Origin of the sequence: Microbacterium sp. NPDC091662, from assembly GCF_044756705.1 — a bacterium.
Taxonomy (GTDB): domain Bacteria; phylum Actinomycetota; class Actinomycetes; order Actinomycetales; family Microbacteriaceae; genus Microbacterium.
The window spans coordinates 2,033,827-2,052,898 of sequence record NZ_JBIVTM010000001.1; the positions used below are offsets into that span (position 1 = coordinate 2,033,827).

Annotated in this window: 20 protein-coding genes; 9 read left to right on the forward strand and 11 right to left on the reverse strand. The window is 70.2% G+C overall.

Annotated elements, in window-relative coordinates; all coding sequences use genetic code 11:
- Positions 1–3: 3 nt before the first annotated feature.
- Both ACIQLD_RS09980 and ACIQLD_RS09985 read right to left on the reverse strand, forming a co-directional pair.
- On the reverse strand, positions 4–1,461 hold the full coding sequence (locus tag ACIQLD_RS09980; protein WP_402607859.1) for a Na+/H+ antiporter NhaC family protein: 1,458 nt from the start codon (positions 1,459–1,461) through the stop codon (positions 4–6).
- Between the two features lie 93 nt (positions 1,462–1,554).
- The gene (locus tag ACIQLD_RS09985) at positions 1,555–3,168 is read right to left on the reverse strand and encodes an amidohydrolase (protein WP_402607860.1); all 1,614 of its coding nucleotides are present in this window, start codon (positions 3,166–3,168) and stop codon (positions 1,555–1,557) included.
- Positions 3,169–3,251: 83 nt separating this feature from the next.
- On the opposite strand from ACIQLD_RS09985, the gene ACIQLD_RS09990 reads away from it, so the two are divergent.
- Genes ACIQLD_RS09990 through ACIQLD_RS10010 form a run of 5 tightly spaced genes read left to right on the forward strand, consistent with a single transcriptional unit; the run spans position 3,252 to position 6,163 of the window.
- Positions 3,252–3,908: a TetR/AcrR family transcriptional regulator gene (locus tag ACIQLD_RS09990; RefSeq protein WP_402607861.1), complete on the forward strand. Its 657-nt coding sequence runs from the start codon at positions 3,252–3,254 to the stop codon at positions 3,906–3,908.
- A gap of 9 nt (positions 3,909–3,917) precedes the next feature.
- On the forward strand, positions 3,918–4,550 hold the full coding sequence (locus ACIQLD_RS09995) for a metal-dependent transcriptional regulator (RefSeq protein WP_402607862.1): 633 nt from the start codon (positions 3,918–3,920) through the stop codon (positions 4,548–4,550).
- 54 nt (positions 4,551–4,604) lie between these two features.
- Complete coding sequence (locus ACIQLD_RS10000) at positions 4,605–5,417, forward strand: HAD-IIA family hydrolase (protein WP_021198233.1); 813 nt, start codon at positions 4,605–4,607, stop codon at positions 5,415–5,417.
- Positions 5,418–5,420: 3 nt separating this feature from the next.
- Entirely contained in the window at positions 5,421–5,999 is a 579-nt protein-coding gene (locus ACIQLD_RS10005) for a YdeI family protein (protein ID WP_402607863.1), read from the forward strand.
- The gene (locus ACIQLD_RS10010; protein WP_402607864.1) at positions 5,996–6,163 is read left to right on the forward strand and encodes a hypothetical protein; all 168 of its coding nucleotides are present in this window, start codon (positions 5,996–5,998) and stop codon (positions 6,161–6,163) included. Before ACIQLD_RS10005 ends, ACIQLD_RS10010 begins: the two co-directional genes overlap by 4 nt.
- A gap of 25 nt (positions 6,164–6,188) precedes the next feature.
- Here the strand turns inward: ACIQLD_RS10010 and ACIQLD_RS10015 are convergent, their stop codons facing one another.
- The 9 genes from ACIQLD_RS10015 to ACIQLD_RS10055 all read right to left on the reverse strand — a co-directional run bounded on the left by ACIQLD_RS10015 (position 6,189) and on the right by ACIQLD_RS10055 (position 16,148).
- On the reverse strand, positions 6,189–7,817 hold the full coding sequence (locus tag ACIQLD_RS10015) for an ABC transporter ATP-binding protein (RefSeq protein ID WP_402607865.1): 1,629 nt from the start codon (positions 7,815–7,817) through the stop codon (positions 6,189–6,191).
- The gene (locus ACIQLD_RS10020) at positions 7,814–8,926 is read right to left on the reverse strand and encodes a serine hydrolase domain-containing protein (protein WP_402607866.1); all 1,113 of its coding nucleotides are present in this window, start codon (positions 8,924–8,926) and stop codon (positions 7,814–7,816) included. The genes ACIQLD_RS10015 and ACIQLD_RS10020 overlap by 4 nt, the downstream gene beginning before the upstream one ends.
- Complete coding sequence (locus ACIQLD_RS10025) at positions 8,923–10,056, reverse strand: mandelate racemase/muconate lactonizing enzyme family protein (RefSeq protein WP_402607867.1); 1,134 nt, start codon at positions 10,054–10,056, stop codon at positions 8,923–8,925. Before ACIQLD_RS10025 ends, ACIQLD_RS10020 begins: the two co-directional genes overlap by 4 nt.
- A gap of 30 nt (positions 10,057–10,086) precedes the next feature.
- Positions 10,087–10,590, reverse strand: coding sequence for a GNAT family N-acetyltransferase (locus ACIQLD_RS10030; RefSeq protein ID WP_402607868.1), 504 nt, complete (start codon positions 10,588–10,590; stop codon positions 10,087–10,089).
- Positions 10,587–11,777, reverse strand: a complete 1,191-nt coding sequence (locus ACIQLD_RS10035) for an anhydro-N-acetylmuramic acid kinase (protein WP_402607869.1) — start codon at positions 11,775–11,777, stop codon at positions 10,587–10,589. Before ACIQLD_RS10035 ends, ACIQLD_RS10030 begins: the two co-directional genes overlap by 4 nt.
- Positions 11,777–12,682, reverse strand: coding sequence for an N-acetylmuramic acid 6-phosphate etherase (gene murQ, locus ACIQLD_RS10040; protein WP_402607870.1), 906 nt, complete (start codon positions 12,680–12,682; stop codon positions 11,777–11,779). Before murQ ends, ACIQLD_RS10035 begins: the two co-directional genes overlap by 1 nt.
- Positions 12,679–13,566, reverse strand: coding sequence for an ABC transporter permease (locus ACIQLD_RS10045; RefSeq protein WP_402607871.1), 888 nt, complete (start codon positions 13,564–13,566; stop codon positions 12,679–12,681). Before ACIQLD_RS10045 ends, murQ begins: the two co-directional genes overlap by 4 nt.
- Positions 13,563–14,534 carry an ABC transporter permease gene (locus tag ACIQLD_RS10050; RefSeq protein WP_402607872.1) on the reverse strand — a complete coding sequence of 324 codons (972 nt, stop codon included), beginning with the start codon at positions 14,532–14,534 and terminating at the stop codon, positions 13,563–13,565. The genes ACIQLD_RS10045 and ACIQLD_RS10050 overlap by 4 nt, the downstream gene beginning before the upstream one ends.
- Positions 14,535–14,600: 66 nt before the next feature.
- A complete protein-coding gene (locus tag ACIQLD_RS10055; protein WP_402607873.1) occupies positions 14,601–16,148 on the reverse strand; it encodes an ABC transporter substrate-binding protein in 1,548 nt (515 codons plus the stop codon).
- A 164-nt stretch (positions 16,149–16,312) separates the two neighbouring features.
- Here ACIQLD_RS10055 and ACIQLD_RS10060 point away from each other — a divergent pair, with 164 nt between their 5' ends.
- From ACIQLD_RS10060 to ACIQLD_RS10075, 4 genes are all read left to right on the forward strand, one after another.
- A complete protein-coding gene (locus tag ACIQLD_RS10060) occupies positions 16,313–17,215 on the forward strand; it encodes a MurR/RpiR family transcriptional regulator (protein ID WP_402607874.1) in 903 nt (300 codons plus the stop codon).
- Complete coding sequence (locus ACIQLD_RS10065) at positions 17,212–18,360, forward strand: MFS transporter (protein WP_402607875.1); 1,149 nt, start codon at positions 17,212–17,214, stop codon at positions 18,358–18,360. The genes ACIQLD_RS10060 and ACIQLD_RS10065 overlap by 4 nt, the downstream gene beginning before the upstream one ends.
- A gap of 130 nt (positions 18,361–18,490) precedes the next feature.
- A complete protein-coding gene (locus ACIQLD_RS10070) occupies positions 18,491–18,796 on the forward strand; it encodes a hypothetical protein (RefSeq protein WP_402607876.1) in 306 nt (101 codons plus the stop codon).
- A 4-nt stretch (positions 18,797–18,800) separates the two neighbouring features.
- Positions 18,801–19,040 carry a hypothetical protein gene (locus tag ACIQLD_RS10075; protein WP_402607877.1) on the forward strand — a complete coding sequence of 80 codons (240 nt, stop codon included), beginning with the start codon at positions 18,801–18,803 and terminating at the stop codon, positions 19,038–19,040.
- Positions 19,041–19,072: the final 32 nt, after the last annotated feature.

The following is a 19,072-nucleotide window of genomic DNA, read 5'->3' on the forward strand; positions in this document are numbered from 1 at the left end:
CGCCTACGCCGTGACGAAACCCGTCACCAGGTAGAGCACGAACGACAGCCCCGCGGCGATGCCCGCATACGGCAGGATCGCGAGCATGAGGTTGATCGGTTTGATGCCGATCGATCGCGACGCGAGGATGATGCCGTCGCCGTAGAGGCAGGTGGTGCTGCCCAACGCCGCCCCGGAGAACACTGCGGCGCCCGCGAGGATCGGGTCGGCGCCGAGCGCCAGCGCCAGCGGGAGCACGACCGGGGTGATCACCGCGGCGAGATCCCAGAAGGACCCGGTCGCGTACGCATAGATGCCGCACACGGCGAACACGATCGCCGGCAGCAGCGCCGGGGTGAGCACGGGCTCGGTGACCTGGATCACGAACTCGGCCAGCTGCAGGGTGATGTTCATCTCCTGCACCATGAACGCGAGGACCGTCAGGATCATCACGAACAGCATGCTCTCAATGCCCTCGAGCGCGGCATCCAGCACCTCGCGGATGCGGAGTCGTCGCTGCACGAGCACGATCACGATCGTCACGGCGAGGGACGCGGCGGTGCCGGCGACGACGTTGGCGTTCGTCGCGATCGTCACGCCGACGAGAACGGCCATGGCGATCAGGAAGCCCCACGGCTGCGGCTTGCGCCCGGCTTCTGTCGAGGCATCGGTGGAGGTGGCGAGCGCCGTCGCGACACGCTGTGCGGTCGAGCCGTCGGGGTCGTCCGACCGCAGCTCCGCGAGGAGGGCCGCGCCCTCGGCCCGTCGCTCGTCGTCGGTGGTGCCGACGGGGAAGACGTCGCCGTCCCGTTCCGCGCGGATCGTGTCGCGCTTGATCACGCCGAGCTTCGGCAGCCAGCCGATGCTCATGAGCAGCGCGACCGCGAGTGCGGCCCAGCCGAAGAAGATGAAGGGGATCGCCTGCAGGTAGGCACCGAACCCGGTGCCGCCGACCGTGACCCCCTGCGCCTCGAACAGTCCGGAGAAGAACAACGCCCACGTCGAGACCGGGATCAGGACGGCGATCGGCGCGGCCGTCATCTTCATGATCGCGCCGAGCTGCGTGCGCGGTACCCGATAGCGGTCGGTGACCTGCTTCATGGACGTGCCCGTGGTGAGCACGTTCAGGTAGTCGTCGACGAACAGCACGACCGACAACAGGAAGGTCAGCACCAACGATTTGCGACGGGAGGTGACGAACCGCTCGGCCCAGTTCGCGAAGTCGGTGACGATGCCGGACTTCTCGAACAGCATCATCAGGATGCCGAACAGGGCGACGATCAGCAGCAGCCACTGCGCCGTCTCGTTGGAGAGGGCCTTGCCGGTGTACTCGACCCAGACGTCGAAGCCGCCCCAGCCACCGAGGATCAGCGCCCCGGCGACGGTGCCGCAGAACAGGGCGAAGAGGGTGCGTCTGGTGGCGACCGCGACGATCAGGATCACCACGATCGGGAGGAGCGCGAGAGCGCCGAATTCAGGCATGGGAGTCACCTCAGTGTGAAGTCAGTGTGAAGGGGGTGCGAAGGGGGTGCGAGTGCGAAGGGAGAACGCGGGCGGGTGCGGTCGAGCCCGGGGTCAGGGCTCGACGCCGCCGACGACCGTCGCCTGTACGGGGAGGTCGGGGAGGTCGTCCGGGGAGACGTGCAGCGGGTTCTCCGCCCACACGGCGTAGTCGGCCCGGAACCCGGGGGCGATGCGGCCGAGGTCGGCATCACCCTGGGCGAGGGCGGCGCCGACGGTATAGCCGTGCAGCGCCTGGTACGGGGTGAGCACCTGGTCGGGCTCGAAGACCGGGGCATCGGGGGCGCCGGGACGACGGCGCAGCATCGACCACGCGAGACCGATACGCGCGTCGTTCTGCGCGATGGGCCAGTCCGACCCGAGGGCGAGGGGCGCTCCGGCCTCCCAGTAATCGCGCACGCGCCAGGCCCGACCGGCACGAACGGGTCCGAGCCTGCTCGACCAGTCATCCGAGCCGTCGGCCTTGCGCCACTGCATGTGCAGGGGCTGCATCGAGGCGGTGATCCCCGCGGCGGCGATGCGGGCCACGTCGCGGTCGGTCGTGGTCTCGAGGTGCTCGATGCGGTGCGGTGCGCCGGAGCGGCTGCGCACGCCGGCGGCGAGATAGGCGTCGACGACCTCTGCCGCTGCCCGGTCGCCGATCGCGTGCGTCGCCACCTGGAATCCGGCCTCGGCGTATCTGCGCACGGTGCGGGCGTAAGAGGCCGCGTCCTTCCAGAACGGCTCCACGCCTGCCCCGGCGGCGTCCGGCTCGTACAGCCAGGCGGTACCGGTCTCGACCACGCCGTCGGCGTAGAGCTTGACCACGCCCCCGCGCCACCGGTCACCACGGCGGTCGCGCATCGCGAGGTTGGCGGCAGTCCGCTCCTCGTCGAAACCCGGCTCGTGGTCGATGGCCGAGACGATGCGGATCGGCAGCCCCGGGCCCTGTTCCAGGGCGTCGAGCAGCGCGAGCGTGGCGAAGCCGCCATCCATGATCGTGCCGCCGGTGAGACCGGAGTCGCGCAGGCCGCGCAGCAGATCATGGCCGACCGCGAGGGTCTGATCGCGGGTCAGCGCCGGGGCGCTCAGCCGCACGGGCTCGTAGGCGCCGAGCTCGCGCAGCTCCCCGGTCGGGCGACCGTCGGCATCGACGACGACGCACGAGGAGTCCTCGAACTCACGCGCACCGGTGATGCCCGCACGCTCGAGTCCGGCGCGGCTGGCGAGAGCGGTGTGGCCGTCGAACACGATCAGCAGCGCCGGAAGTCCGCGCACCGCATCCTCGATCGCATCCGCCGTCATGGGCAGCTCGTGGAACACGTCGTAGTCGAGATTCCAGCCGCGCACCCACGGGTCGGCGTCTTCGGCGAGCGCGCGATCGGCTTCGGCGCGAAGCGCCGCAAGCAGCGCCGCGCCGGCGGTCAGGCCGCCCAGGTCGATTCCGGCCGTCAGCTCGATCCCCTGGATCGGATGCAGGTGCGCGTCGATGAGGCCGGGGGTCACGGCCGCGCCGCCGAGATCGCGCATGACGGTGCGGGGCCCGCGCAGTTCGCGGACCAGTGCGTCGTCGCCCACGGCGAGGAAGCGGCCGTCGCGCACGGCGAAGGCGGTGGCGTGCGGGCGGCGCGGGTCCATCGTCACCACGTGCGCGCCGGTGACAATGGTGTCGGCGTCGAAACCGGTCATGGCTGTACCTTCATCGGTAGTGGATCCCTCGGTATTGAAAGAGTTTCAATAAAATACCAGACGCCTGAGCAGAATCGAGCACGATGACGAAATCTCCGCGCAGCGTCGGTCGACCATCGACCCAGGTGCTCACCGAGGAGCGCATCCTGAAGGCTGCTTTCGCGCTCAGCGCGCAGCGCACACCGCGCCAGTTCACGATGACCGCGCTCGCGGAATCCCTGGGCGTTCGCACTTCGGCGCTCTACCACCACTTCGCGAACCGCGATGCCGTGATCCGGGCCATGCGCGGGCAGGTCAGCCGCGCGCTCGTCTCCCCCGTGCTGCACGAGATGCCCGTCGAGGCCGCCCTGCTCACCTGGGCCCACAGCTACCGCGACGCCGCGATCGCCGCCCCCGAGGCCATGGTGATGCTGGCGACCTCGCCGATCGACGCCGACGAGGGCTCGTTCGCCGACTACGAGCAGATCGCGCGCCTGCTCACGGACGACGGCTGGCCGACCGACACGATCGTGGATGCCATCGTGGCGCTGGAGTCGTTCATCATCGGCTCCGCCCTGGATGCCCTCGCCCCCGCAGACAACATGGCCCCCGGCGCACTCGCCCCGGAGTTCCCGACGTTCGCCGAGGCCGAGGCCGCCAGGGCGCGACTCAGCACGGACCCCGCCCGCCGCACGTTCGAGATCGGGGTGCGGGCGCTGATCCACGGACTCACCGCGTGGGCGCGCGAGAGCACCACGTAGGCTGGACCGGTGGCATCCCCTGCAGCTGACGATTATCTGAAGACCGTCTACGCGCACACCGAGTGGCAGGACGCGCCGATCACTCCCTCGGTGCTCGCCGCGAAGCTCGGCATCGCGCCGTCTTCGGTCACCGAGATGGTGAAGAAGCTCGCCGCCGCCGGCCTCGTCTCGCACGTGCCCTACGGTGCGGTGCGACTGACGGACGCGGGCACGGCCCGCGCCCTCGCGATGGTGCGCCGGCACCGCCTGATCGAGACCTGGCTGGTGCAGGAGTTCGACTACGGCTGGGACGAGGTGCACGACGAGGCAGAGGTGCTCGAGCACACCATCAGCGACCGGCTGCTCGAAGGCATCGATGCACGCCTGGGCCATCCCCGCTTCGACCCGCACGGCGATGCGATCCCCGACGCCGAGGGTCACATCGAGCGCGTGCCGTTCGTCCTGCTCGCCGACGCACCGGTCGGACACGCAGGGCGGGTGCTGCGCGTCGACGATCGTGACCCCGAACTGCTGCGCGCCCTCGAAGCGCTCGGGCTGGCGGTCGCATCGACCGTGACGGTCACGGCATCCAGGGTCGACATCGACGGCACCGAGACGGCACTGCCCGACGGTGCGGCCCAGGTGGTCTGGCTCAGCGCCTAGCCACCGCTGCAACACGGTCAGGTGCGCGTCGCCTGCGGCCTCTAGGCTGTGCACATGGCACAACGTGACGACATCGAATGCTGGCTGACCGACATGGACGGCGTGCTCGTCCATGAGAACGACGCCATCCCCGGAGCCTCCGAGCTGCTCGCCGGATGGGAGAGTGCGGGCATCCCGTACCTGGTGCTCACCAACAACTCGATCTTCACCGCGCGCGACCTCTCCGCTCGCCTGCGCATCAGCGGACTGCACGTGCCCGAGGAGCGCATCTGGACCTCGGCGCTCGCCACCGCCGACTTCCTGAAGCAGCAACTCCCCGGCGGCTCGGCATTCGTGATCGGCGAGGCCGGCATCCTCACCGCCCTGCACGACGCCGGCTTCATCATGACCGAGACGAACCCCGACTTCGTGGTCGTCGGCGAGACCCGCAACTACTCGTTCGAGGCGATCACCAAGGCCATCCGCCTCATCATCGGCGGCGCGCGCTTCATCGTCACGAACCCCGATGCCACGGGCCCGAGCACCGACGGACCGCTGCCCGCCACCGGGGCCATCGCCGCGCTCATCACGAAGGCCACCGGCAAGGAGCCGTACGTCGTCGGCAAGCCGAACCCGATGATGTTCCGCTCGGCGCTGAACAAGATCGGCGCACACTCGAAGCGCACCGGCATGATCGGCGACCGCATGGACACCGACGTCGTCGCCGGCATCGAGGCAGGCCTGCACACGGTGCTGGTGCTCACCGGTATCAGCGACCAGGCCGAGATCGAGAAGTACCCGTTCCGTCCCGACGAGATCGTGCAGTCCGTGGCCGACCTGCTGCCGCGGATCACCGAGACGATCACGACGGTGAAGACCAAGAAGTAGGCCATGGGCGCGCTCGACGACGGCGAACGGCTCAGAGCGGCGGATGCCGCGGCCTGGCGTGCCTGGCTCGCCGAGAACCATGAGCGCACGGCGGGAGTCTGGCTACTCAGCGTGCGCGGGTCGTCGGACGGCGTCGGGTACGAGGATGCCGTGCGGCAGGCGCTGTGCTTCGGATGGATCGACGGGCCGGTGCGCGTGTTCGATGATGGGACGGGCGACCGCGCCAACGGTCAGTGGTTCTCCCCTCGTCGTCCCGGCAGCGGCTGGGCGGCCACGAACAAGGCGCGCATCGCAGAGCTCGAAGCTGCGGGGCTGCTCGCCCCCGCCGGAATCCGTGTGCTCGAGGTCGCGAAGGCGAACGGCTCCTGGACGGTTCTCGACGGACCGGAGGCCGGGATCGAGCCCGACGAGCTCTCCACCGCGCTCGATGCCGTCCCCGCCGCGCGCGAGAACTGGGACGCGTTCCCGAAGTCGGTCAAGAAGTTCGGCCTCACGCACATCGCGATGGCCAAGCGACCGGAGACGCGGTCGGCCCGCATCGCGAAGATCGTCGCGGATGCCGCGGAGGGGAAGCGCCCATGAACCAGAGCGACCTGCTGTTCCTCGTCGTCTTCCTGATCCTGCTCAGCTCGCTGACGGTGTTCATCGTGCAGTTCGTGCGCTCGCGCCGAGGACGCGGCGGCTCGGACGACGGCCGCGCGGGTTGGTGGGAAGGCCCCTGGGACGACGACGAGCGCAGGCGCTGAGCCTGCGGTCGTCGGAGAACCTCGGTCAGGACGCCAGCGAAGCCCCGGGGATCGCGGCGAGCAGCTCGCGTGTGTACGGATGCTGCGGAGCGTCGAAGATGCGCTCGGGCGTGCCGCTCTCGACCACGACACCGCGCTGCATGACGTGCACCTCGTCGGAGATCATCCGCACCACGGCGAGGTCGTGGCTGATGAAGAGGTAGCTCAGTCCCAGGCGCTTCTGCAGGTCGGCGAGCAGGTCGAGAATCTGCGCCTGCACCAGCACGTCGAGCGCCGACACCGCCTCGTCGAGCACCACGAGTTCGGGCTCGAGCGCGAGCGCACGGGCGATCGCCACACGCTGACGCTGTCCGCCGGAGAGCTCGTGCGGCAGGCGCTCGGCCATGGCGGCGGGCAGCGCGACCTGCTCCAGAAGCTCGAGCACCCGTGCGTGACGCGAGGCCGTGGTGCCGATGCGGTGCACGCGCAGCGGCTCGGCGATCGACTGCTCGACCGTGTAGCGCGGGTCGAGCGAGGCATAGGGATTCTGGAACACCGGCTGCACGCGACGGCGCAGGGCGAACAGCTCCTTGCGGCGGAGCGTGGTCAGGTCGAGCCCGTCGAACAGGATCGATCCGGACGTGGCGTCTTCGAGCCCGAGCACCATGTTCGCGGTGGTGGACTTGCCAGAGCCCGACTCGCCCACGATCGAAACCGTGGTGCCGCGGCGGATCTCGAAGCTCACCCCGTCGACGGCCGTGAACGTCTGCGGCTCGCCGGCCTTGGGGGCGCGGAGCGCGAACTCCTTGCGGAGGTTCCGGATCTCGACGAAGGGCGTGCCCGTGGCGGCCTCGCGCTGCGGCAGCCCATCCCGACGCGAGGCGAGGCTCGGGGCCGCGGCGAGCAGTTGCTTGGTGTACTCGTGCTGCGGGGCGCCGAGCACCTGGGCCGAGGTGCCCTCCTCGACGACGCGGCCACGGAACATCACCACGATGCGGTCGGCCCGCTCCGCGGCGAGGGCCAGGTCGTGCGTGATCAGGAACACCGCGGTGCCGAGCTCGTCGGTGAGCGTGTCGAGCTGGTCGAGGATGCGTCGCTGCACCGTCACGTCGAGCGCCGAGGTCGGCTCGTCGGCGATCAGCAGGCGCGGCTTGCAGGCGAGGCCCATCGCGATCAGCACGCGCTGGCGCATGCCGCCGGAGAACTCGTGCGGGTACTGGTGCGCGCGCTGCGCGGCGTCCGCGATCCCCACCATCTCGAGCAGCTCGACGACCCGCGCCTTCGTGGCATCGCCGTGCGTGTGGCCGTGCACCTCGAGCGCCTCGCCGATCTGCTCGCCCACGCGCATGAGGGGGTTGAGGTTCGACATCGGGTCTTGCGGCACGAGGCCGATGCCGGCGCCGCGCAGGGAGATCATCGCGTTCTCGGGGAGGTCGGTCAGCTCGCGCCCGTCGAAGCGGATGCTGCCGGCCGTGATCACGCCGTTCTCGGGCAGCAGACGGTTGACCGCGGCCGCGGTGGTGGACTTGCCCGACCCCGACTCCCCCACGATCGCGACGGTCTCACCGGCGGCGATGTCGATGTTCACATCACTGATCGCGGTGATCAGCTCGGAACCGGTCCGGAAGGCGACGGCGAGGCCGCTGATGCTCAGCACGGGCTCGGTGGTGCTCATGATGTTCTCGTTCCTTCGTTGTCACGGAAAAGGTCCTGGTCGCCCAGGAGTGCGGGGAGCGCGGCACGCCACAGCCGATCGGTCGGTGCGGGAGTGGCCGCGAAGAGGCGGTTGGTCAGCAGCACGGCGGCGGCCCCGGGGGTGGTGGCGGTGGCGGGCACGACGCCGAGGGCGCAGCCCGTGTAGCCGGGGTGCCAGACCATGAGGCTCGGCCGCCCGGAGACGGCGACCGTCTCGCTGCGCCAGCCCAGGGCCTGCCCGGCATCCGGTCCGTCCCGAAACAGCTCGGCGACCGCAACCGGATCCCACAGCTCGGGGTGCCGTTCCGGCGTGGCGAGCGCGGCGCCGAGGGTGAGCAGATCGTCGGCGGTGCTGAAGATCCCGGCGTGACCTGCGATGCCGTCGAGGGCGTGGAAGCAGTTGCCGTCGTTGGCGACGCCGGTGATCTCGTCCTCCCGCCAGGCGAAGTGGCGGGTGGTCGTGAGGATCGGATAGGGCTCTCCGGTGGCGACCATGCGGCGCTCGGCGACGTCGCCGACGGCGGAGGACGCGACGGGCGGCGCGACCGGCCCGTAGCCGGTGCGGTCGAGGCCGAGGGGTGCGGTCACGAGCTCATGGACGGCGGCATCCAGGGGCAGACCGGTGACGGCGGCGATGATGCGGCCGAGGAGCATGAACCCCAGGTCGGAGTAGTGGCGACCTTGGTCGAGGCCGTACCGCAACGGGAGGGCGTCTGCGACGGCGAAGGCATCCGCGCGGGTTCGATCCAGGTAGAGCGGCTGCCACTCCCAGAGGCCGGCGCGGTGCTGGAGCAGGTGGCGCACGGTCGTCCCCGGTGCGCAGGCGGTGTCGGGCACGAAGCGGTCGACCGGGTCGTCGAAGCCGAGATCGCCGCGGCTGACCAGCCGCAGGATCGCGGTCGTGGTCGCCGCGACCTTCGACACCGAGGCGATGTCGAACGCGGTCTCGGTCGTCATCGCGGTGCCGGCGAGGTCGGCGAGGCCGCCCGCGGCGATGTCGCGCCCCGCATCGGTCACGACACCGGCGACGGCGCCCCGAGGAGCGGAATCCGTGGCCAGGACAGCGGCGACGGCAGCGGCGGCGGTCATGCGCGCACCTGCGAACGGTGGACGAGGTCGACGAGGGTGTCGGGCCGCGCGTCGGATGCGAGGGCGGTGATGCCCAGTCCGATGCCCGGTCCGAGTTCCAGCATGTCTCCGGACAGCGCCACGCCACCCGCCACGGGCGAGTTCCGCAGCCACAACGCGGCATCGAGGTCGTGCACGACCTCGGGGGCGACAGCGGCTGCCAGGTGAGCCGCGGCCGTCACGCCGACGTGCGACTCCATCATGCAGCCGATCACCACGCCCAGACCCGCTGTGCGGGCGACCTCTGCCGCAGCGAACGCCTCGGCCAGGCCGCCGGTCTTGGCGAGCTTGAGGTTCACGAGGTCGGCGGCACCGCGCTCGGCGATTCTGCGCACGTCGTGGGCGGTGCGCACCGACTCGTCGGCCATGATCGGAGTGCCGACAGCCGCGGTGACCGCGACGAGCGCATCGAGGTCGTGCGCGGCGACCGGCTGCTCGACGAGTTCGAGTCCGACCCCGTCGTCTTCGGCGGTGCGGATCACCCTGATCGCGGTCTCGGCGTCCCAGGCCTGGTTGGCGTCGACGCGCAGCGTGATGTCGGGCCCGACTGCTGCACGCACGGCCCGGAGTCCGGCGATCGTGTCATGCACGGCGGACGCCTTGATCTTGAGGCATCCGAAGCCCGCGGTGACGTGTTCCTCGGAAACGGCCGCCAGCGCAGACGGCTCGCCCGCGGACAGCGTCATGTCGGTGCGCAGGCGCACGGGCGACGGTGCGCTCGTGAGGTCAAGCGCAAGCGGGATTCCGCGCTGCTGAGCGGCGAGGTCGGCGACGGCGCACTCGACCGCGCTGCGGGCGGCGGCGTTGCCCCACACCGCACGGGCGATGTCGACAGCGATCCCGGAGTCATCGGCATCCCGTCCGAGCACGACTTCGGCGAGGGGACCGGCCACCGCAGCGGCGACGCTCTGCGCGCTCTCGCCCGTGACGCGCCAACTCGTGGCGGCCTCACCGTATCCGCGGCGGCCGTCGACGTCGGTCACCTCCACGAGCACGACGTCGAGGCGGTCCGTCCGCCGCACCGCCGTGACGAACGGGCGCACCAGCGGCGACGGCACCCGGAGCACGCGGATGCGCTCCACGGCGCTCATATCGACTCCCCGCTCATGCCCACTCCCCGCTCATGCCCACTCCTTGCGCATGCGCTGCTCGGGCTCACCGAACTCCGGCTGCGTGCGGGTGGCGCCGTCGGGGTGCCAGCCCTTCGCCTCGTAGAAGCCGATCGACGGCGCGTTCGCCGCGAACACCCATAGCGTCGCGGCCTCGGCCCCGACGTCCCGCAGGTCTGCGGTCGCCTGCGCCAGCAGCGCCCCGCCGATCCCGCCGCCGTGGGCACGGGGCGAGACGTAGAGGGAGTGCACGGCGCCGTCGATGCGACCGTCTTCGGCGGGGGTCGCGGCGTAGCGGGTGATCCCGACGACCGTGCCCTCCCGCTCGGCCACGAGCACGACGCCCACCGGTTCGGCGAGCACCCGGCGCCACAGGGCTTCGGCACGCTCGTCGGTCATCGACTCGATCGCCGCCCCCGGCAGCACGTCGCGGTAGCTCTCGCGCCAACAGGCGAGGAACACCTCGAGCACCCCGGACAGGTCGTCCGGGGTGGCGGGGCGCACCTGGAGGTTCACGATGCCGCGGCCTCCGTGAGCACGAGGGAGTCGATGGATGCCACCGGTTCGGGCATCTGCAGCGGTCCGACACCGGGCGTGATGGTGCCGAGGATGCGCGGCTCGCGCGCACCGGTGCCACCGGGGACGATCGCGGGCACGCCGTGCATCGTGGACCAGCCGATGAGGGCGAGGAGGATCGCCTCCTTGCTGTCGGCCGCGGCGCCCAGCTCGTCGGCCAGCACGACCTCGGTCGTGGGCAGCGCGGCGCGCAGTCCCTCCAGGATCAGCGGGTTGCGGCATCCGCCGCCCGACACGGCGAGGAACCCGATGCCGGCGGCCTCCACGTCGCGCGCGACCGTGCGGACCGTGAGCTCCGTCAGGGTGCGCACCGCATCGGCAACCGGGATCTCCCGGTTCTGCGCGGCGAGGTGCTCATGCACGTAGCCGAGGTGGAAGTGCTCCTTGCCGGTGCTCTTGGGCGGGGTGAGGGCGTAGTACGGGTCGGCGAGCAGTGCAACCAGCAGCGCATCGTCGACCTGTCCGGTGCGGGCGATCGCGGCGTCGTCGTCGTAGCCGAGCGGGTTGAGGTCGTGCTCCACGATGACCGCGTCGACCAGTGCGTTCGCCGGTCCGATGTCGTAGGCGACGAGGCCGTCCGGCCGGACCACGGTCATGTTCGAGATGCCGCCGAGGTTGAGGGCTGCGGAGACACCGGCGCGCGAGCGCAGCAGCAGTTCGTCGAGGAACGACACCAGCGGGGCGCCGTGGCCGCCGACCGTGATGTCGCGGATGCGGATGTCGGACACCACGGGGGCGCCGACCTTCTCGGCGATCCAGGCGGGCTGCCCGATCTGCAGGGTGCCGAGTGCGTGAGCGCCGTCGACCCAGTGGTACACGGTCTGCCCGTGCGAGCACACCGCGTCGACACCGCCGACCTCTGCCGCGATGTCGGCCGCGACCGCGGCGAACGCCTGACCGATGAGGGTGTCGAGCTCTGCGACCTCGGCGAGAGTCGTCTCTGCCGGCGGCAGCGCAGCGATCAGCCGTGCCCGCAGCTCGGGGGTGTAGGGCACGCTCGTCGCCGCGAGCACCGTGCCGTGCAGATCCACACCGTGCGCGGTGAACCCGCCGCTGGTCGTGAAGTCGACGACGGCGGCATCGATCCCGTCGTGCGAGGTGCCGGAGATCAGTCCGAGGACGCGCATCAGTTCTCCTCCAGTGCGGTGCGCAGCCGACCATCGGCCGCGTCCAGTCGTGCGGTGGCCGCGGCGAGGTCTTCGCCGCGGCGGATCATGATCGACGCGAGTTTCACGTCGTACGCGGCCGCCACGAGGGCGGCCGACGCGGTGTCGCGATCGGCATCCGCGATGGTCTGCACCATCCGGATCGCCCGCTCGCGCAGCTTGTGGTTGGTGGCCTTCACGTCCACCATCAGGTTGCCGTAGGCCTTGCCGTTTCGCACCATCGAGATGGTCGAGAACATGTTCAGCACGAGCTTCTGGGCCGTTCCCGACTTGAGCCGCGTCGAGCCGGAGAGCACCTCGGGGCCGACCTCGACCTCGATGCCGTGCTCGGCCGTCGCACTGAGGGTGGTCCCGACGTTGCAGGAGAGACCGATGCTGAGGGCACCGAGTTCGCGCGCCCGGCGCACCGCCGCAATCACATACGGCGTGCGTCCGCTCGAGGCGATGCCGATCACGGTGTCGAGCGGGCCGATCGCCGCCACGTCGATGGCCGCAGCGCCCGCCTCCGCGTCGTCCTCCGCCCCTTCGACCGGGTTCACGATCGCGCCGGGGCCTCCGGCCATGATCGCGAACACCAGCTCGGGCGGGGTGCTGAACGTGGGCGGGCACTCCGAGGCGTCGAGCACGCCGATGCGGCCGGGCGTTCCCGCGCCGACGTAGACCAGGCGTCCACCTTGCGCCATGCGAGCGGCCGTCGCCTCGATCGCGGGCACGATCTGCGGCAGCGCCCGCTGCACTGCGGCGGGCACCGTGGCATCCGCCTCGTTCATGGTTCGCGCGAGCTCGGCCACGCTCATGAGGTCGAGCTCGGCGTAGCGGGGATCGCTGGCCTCCGTGGCCAGTGCGCCGAGATCCTCCATGGTCATCGCTTTCCTCTGTTCCGGGGATCGAGGCTGTCGCGCAGCCCGTCGCCGAGCAGGTTGAGTCCGACGACGAGCAGCACCACGATCACGCCGGGCGCGATCATGGTCCACGGGGCGATCGTGACGAGCGTGCGCGCCTCGAAGATCATCGAACCGAGCGAGGGTGCCGGCGGCGGCGTGCCGAGTCCGAGGAAGCTCAGCGAGGCCTCGGTGAGCACGGCCCACGACAGCGAGAGCGTCACCTGCACGATGATGATCGACGTGATGTTCGGCAGCACGTGACGGAACATGGTCGCCATGCGGCTCTGACCGGTGCTCTTGGCGGCCTTGACGTACTCGACCTCGCGCAGCGACAGCACGGGCCCTCGGGTGACGCGGATGAAGATCGGCACGTAGACGATCGCGATGGCCACGGCGATGGTGAACCAGTTGCGCTCGAACACCGAGGCCAGCGACAGGGCGAGCAGCAGCGGCGGGAAGGCGAACAGCACGTTCGTGACCGCGGTGATCGCGCCGTCGGAGAAACCGCGGTAGAAGCCGGAGATGAGCCCGCACACAGTGCCGACCACGGTGGCGAAGGCCACGGCGACGACCGAGATCAGTGCCGAGTTGGCGACACCGGCGGCGACGCGCGAGAACACGTCGCGGCCGAACTGGTCGGTGCCGAACCAGTGCACGGCCGACGGCGGTTGCAGGCGCGACGGCGGGTCCTGCGCAAGCGGGTCGAAGGGCAGCAGGCCGAACGCCGAGACGATGCTGAGCACGGCGAGCAGCACCACGATGATGAGGCCGGTGAGCCCGCTGCGGCTGCGCAGCAGGAGGCGCACGCGCTCCATGGTGCGTCCGCCGCCGGGGGCGAGGGCCGGAGTCTGAGAGATGTCGGTCATGCGGCACGCACCCGAGGATCGATGACCCGGTACAGCAGGTCGGTGAGCAGGTTGACGATGACGAAGGCGAGCGCGATCACGAGCACGGTGCTCTGCACGAGCGCGTACTCCTTCTGCTGGATGCCGAGCAGCACCTGGCGTCCGATGCCGGGGAGCGAGAAGATCTGCTCGACCACCACGGCGCCGCCGAGGAGGTAGCCGAACTGCAGGCCGGTCATCGTGACGATCGGAACGAGCGCGTTGCCGAGCACGTGACGCACCTGCAGACGACGCGGAGGGACACCCTTCGCCCTGGCGGTGCGGATGAAGTCGTTCGAGCGGATCTCGAGCACCGCCGTGCGGGTCGTGCGCATGATCGGTGCGGCGATGCCGAAGCCGAGCACGATCGAGGGCAGCAGCATCTGCTGGAGGTTCAACAGCGGATCCTCGAACAGCGTGGCGTAGGCCTGGCCGTTCGGGTTGAAGCCGAACGACGAGGCGAGGATCGCCAGCAGTGCCGTGCCGAGCAGGAAGGCCGGGATCGAGAGACCGGCGAGGCCGACGACCTGTCCGACGCCGTCGCGGAACGAGTCGGGCTTCGAGGCGGAGAGCATGCCGAGCGGGATGCCGATGGCCAGCGCGATCACGATCGAGAAGATCGCGAGCTCGAACGTGACGGGCAGGGCCGCGGCGGTGAGGTCGAGCACGCTCGTCTGCGCCCGCGACGAGAAGCCGAGGTTGCCGGTGAAGATGTTGCCGAGCCACGAGAAGAACTGCACGATGAGCGGCTGATCGAGGCCGTAATAGGACTCGAGGGCGGCTCGCTGCGACGGAGTGAGAGCGGCCGCCTCGGTGCCGAGGCCGGAGCTGATCTGGTCGCCGGGGATGGCGCGCAGCATCAGGAAGACGAAGATGGCGACGCCGAGGAGCGTGCCGAGGGCTGCGAGGATGCGTCGCAGCACGCTGTTGCGGAGGAGCTGTCTGAACATGCGCGTGTGTGGGTGCCTGTCGTCGGGGAGGGAGGGGGCGCGGGGCGGCCGCGCCCCCTCGATCCGCTACTTGATAGAGGTGGTCCGCAGGTACTGCAGCGAGCCGTTCACCATCGGGACGAAGCCGTCGACGTTCGACGCGGTCGCCGTGTAGGTGTAGCTCGTGAACAGCCAGATCCACGCGGCGTTGTCCTCGAGGTTCTCGGAGACCTGCGCGTAGATGTCCTTGCGCTCGTCAGGGTCCGCGGTCTGGCGCCCCTCGGCGAACAGCGCGTCGAGCTCGGGCGAGGAGTAGCCGGCGACCTTGTTCAGGTTTCCGGTGCTCGTGAAGTAGCGGCCGTACATGCCGTCGGGGTCGGGACGGCCGCCGTTGAGCGCGACCGCCGCGTCGAAGTCGGCCGCGATCCAGCGGTCGACGAACGCACCGGACTCGAGCACCTCGAGGTCGAGCGTGATGTTCGCATCGGCCAGCTGGGCCTTGAGGTTCTGTGCCTCGTTCACCGAGGTGGCGTACTCGCCCTGCGACACGATCGTCTTGATGGTCACGCCGTCTTCCTTGCCTGCCTTCTTCAGGTAGTCGGCGGCCTTGTCGAGGTCGCGCTTCGGGCAGGGACGGGCATCCGGGTCGGACTTGTATGCGGGAGAGGTGATCGGGCCGGTGACCTCGCCCTCGCCGAGAGCGGCGGTGTCGAGCACCTCCTGTCGGTCGATCGCGCACTGGATCGCGAGTCGCACGTTGACGTCGGCGAGGTCGCCGCGCGTGGCGTTCAGCTGCAGGGCGTGGTAGCTCAACTGCGGGGTCGTGGCGACCTCCACGTTGGCGCCCTCGGCGGTCTGCGCGACCAGCGGGTCGTCGAACACCGCCAGCTGCACGTTCCCGGACTGCATCGCCGAGACGATCGACGACTCGTCGGGGATCACACGGAACTCGACCGTGTCGAGCAGCGCCGTGTCGCCCCAGTAGTCCTCGTTCTTCGCGAGCGTGATCGACTGGCTGGCCTTGCGGTCGTCGAGGATGAACGGGCCGGTGCCGTTGGGCGTGGTGTTCAGCGCCTCCTCGGTGTCGTCCGAGGACAGCATCGCCATGTTGATCACGGCGAGGTTGGCGGGAAGCGCGGCGTCAGGAGCACTCAGGGTGAGGGTGACGGTGTTCTCGTCGGTGGCCTGGACCGCGGTGACGGAGGCGAGGGAGCTGCGCGCGACGGCGGCCGTGGCCTCGGCGGCGATCGCGTCGAGCGAGTACTTCACGTCTTCCGAGCCGAACGTGCTGCCGTCGGCGAACGTGACGCCCTCGCGCAGGTGGAAGGTCAGGGTGAGGCCGTCTTCGGAGACGTCCCACGACTCGGCGAGGCCGGGAACCACGTTGAGGTCCTCGTCGAACTCGGTCAGCGTGCCGTACAGGTTCTGCAGCACGTTGACGGCCTGGAACTGCGTCGCCTTCCACGGGAACAGGGTGTCGGGATCGCTGGTGACGCCGATCACGAGATCGCCGCCGGCGGCGCCCTCGGAGGGCTTGGGGTCGGACGCGGGTGCGGAACAACCGGTGATCACGAGCGCCAAAGCGATGCCCGTGGCAGTGAGGGCGCCGAATGACGCCCGCCGTGCTGTGCTCATTGCTGATTCCTCCTGGCTGGGACGCGTCGCCGTGGCGTCGGGTCAGGCGCTGTTGCCTGCCGCCCCGCGAACGTCGTCGGTCTTGGTTGTACCAAAAGTACACGAACGTCACTACTGATGTAACAGAAGTTCCTCTACTGTTATGAACAGCGATCGGAGACCCCATGCCCCATGAAGCCGCCCGCGACGACGCCGGCGCACACCCCGTGCTCGTCCGCATGCGCGCGATCCGCCCCGAGCTGCGTCCGAGCGAGCAGCGCATCGCCGATCTTTTCCTCGCCGATCCCGCGGGCACCGCCAGCCTCTCGGTCGCCGAGCTCGCCCAGCGCTGTGACACCTCGACCACCTCGGTCGTGCGGTTCTGCAAGCGCCTCGGGTACGAGCACGTGCGCGAGCTGCGCAACCACGTGCTGCGCGATGTCGAGCGTGAGACCTTCGACACGGCCGCGCTCCCCGCCGTCTCCGGCGACATCGACCGCAACGACACCCTGGCCGACATCGTCGCGAAGGTGTCGCTCGCCGAGACGCTCTCCCTCGCCGACACCGCCAAGGTGCTCGACACCGAGTCGCTGCGCGCATCCGTCGACGCCATCACCTCGTCCACCAGGGTCGACATCTTCGGTGTGGGGGCCAGCTCCATCGTCGGGCTCGACCTGCAGCGCAAGCTCACCCGCATCGGGCGCACGGCGCTGGAGTGGTCGGACCCGCATGCGGCATGGACCTCGGCAGCGACGCTCGGGCCCGGCAACGTCGCGATCGCGGTGTCGCACACCGGTGCCACCACCGACACGATCGAGTTCCTGCTGCTCGCCCGCCAGGCCGGGGCGACCACCATCGCGATCACGAACCACGCAGGCGCTCCACTGGCCGATCAGGCCGACATCGTGCTGACGACCGCCGCCCGCGAGACCGGCTTCCGCTCCGGCGCACTGGGCAGCCGCATCGCGCAGCTCATGGTGGTCGACTGCATCTTCATCGGCGTCGCCCAGTCGAACTACGACCGCTCGATGGAGGCGCTGCGCGACACGTTCGCCGCCGTGCACCGCGTGCGGACGGCAGGGGCGTGACCGACGGGTTCGCACGCGCGCGGACGGGACTGTTCACCGCGTTCGCGGGTCTCGGGGTCACGGCCGCGTTCGTTCCCGCGGTCCTCCCCGCAGCCGAGCGCGCAATGAGGGCCGACCTGAGTGCCGCCGTGCCCGCACTGTTCGCCGGGCTCCTGGTCGGGGTCTTGATGTCGGGGCCGCTGCTGATGCGGCAGCCGCCGCGCACCGCACTGGTGCTCGGCAGCGCCCTCCAGGCCGCCGCCATCATCGCTGTGGCGCTGGCAGGCACTCCGGCGGTGTTCCTCTCCGCCGCCGTCGTCGCCGGGGTCGGGTTCGGACTGGTCGAGGCGTCGGGCTCGGTGGCCGCGAAGTCCGTGGCCACAGGCAGCGCGACGGGCCTGCTCAGCGCGCTGCTCGGCACGGTGGCCGTCTGCGCCGCCGTCACCCCGCTGATCGTCGCCGCCGGGTCCGGAGCACGCCCGGTGCTCGGCATCCTGGCGATCGTACCGCTGTTCACGATCGCGATGCTCACGGGGTCGGTGTCGTCGGACGCCCGCACCGAGGCTCCCGCGCGCCGCGACGTCCGCGGGCTGCTCGTGCTCCTGCCGTTCGCCGTCGCACTCCCCCTCTACGTCGGCGTCGAGACCGTGCTCTCCGGCTGGTCGGCCGTGATCCCGGAGCGGATCCTCGAGGTCGATCCAGGCCTCGCGGCTTTGGGGACCTCGGCGTTCTGGGCGCTGATGGCCGTCGGACGCTTCGGCGCGGCGGCCCTGCGCCGGCTCGCCGTGTCGCCGACCGCGATCCTCGCCTCGGCCACGAGCGCCGCCGCGATCCTGATGGCCACGGCGGGGCTGCTGGTGGGGCCCGCTCCCGTGGGGGCCCTCGTCGCCTTGGCCGCAGTGGTCGTGCTCCTCGCCCCGAGCTACGGGCTCATCCTGGGCCTCGCGCTCGACCACCTCGACCCCGCTCGCAGCGCCGCGGTGACCGGCACCCTCGTCGCGTGCGGAGCTGTGGGCGGCACCTTCGTGCCCGCGCTGGTCCTCCTGATCGGACGGGATCCGGCATCGAGCACCACGTTCCTCATGTCGGCGATCCTGTGCGCGCTGGTTCCCGCGCTGGTGCTCATCGCCGCACGATCACCCCGGGCGACACCCGCGGCAGACTGATCTACTCTCCACATCTCGCGGCATGGACGACCTCTTCACAGATGCTGGAATACCGGCGCACATCGGAGCGACGGCGGCGTAACCTCGCAGACACACCCATCCGCAGCACATCCATCCGAGGAGAGCGCACGTGTCCACCGAGGTTCTCGCGATCGTCCTCAGCGCGATCGGCGTCGTGCTGACGATCACGACGGGCCTCTTCGCCGCCGGCGCCTGGATGGTCCGCCGCATCGACGACAGGATCGACGCCGTCGACGAGAAGCTCAGCACGCGCATCGACGCGGTCGACGAGAAGCTCAGCACTCGCATCGACGCCGTCGACGAGAAGCTCAGCACGCGCATCGACGCAGTGGCCGCAGACATCATCGAGCTCAAGATCTCCGTCGCACGCCTCGAAGGACCCCCGCGACACCTGCTCACCGCAGGAAAAGGATGAGACCGTGACCACCGAGACCCTCACGATCGTCCTCAGCGCCATCGGCGTCGTGCTCACCCTCGGCACCAGCCTCTTCGCCGCCGGCGCCTGGATGATCCGCCGCATCGACGACAGGATCGACGCCGTCGACGAGAAGCTCAGCACGCGCATCGACGCAGTGGCCGCAGACATCATCGAGCTCAAGATCTCCGTCGCACGCCTCGAAGGGCCACCGCGACACCTGCTCACCGCAGGAAAAGGATGAGACCGTGACCACCGAGACCCTCACGATCGTCC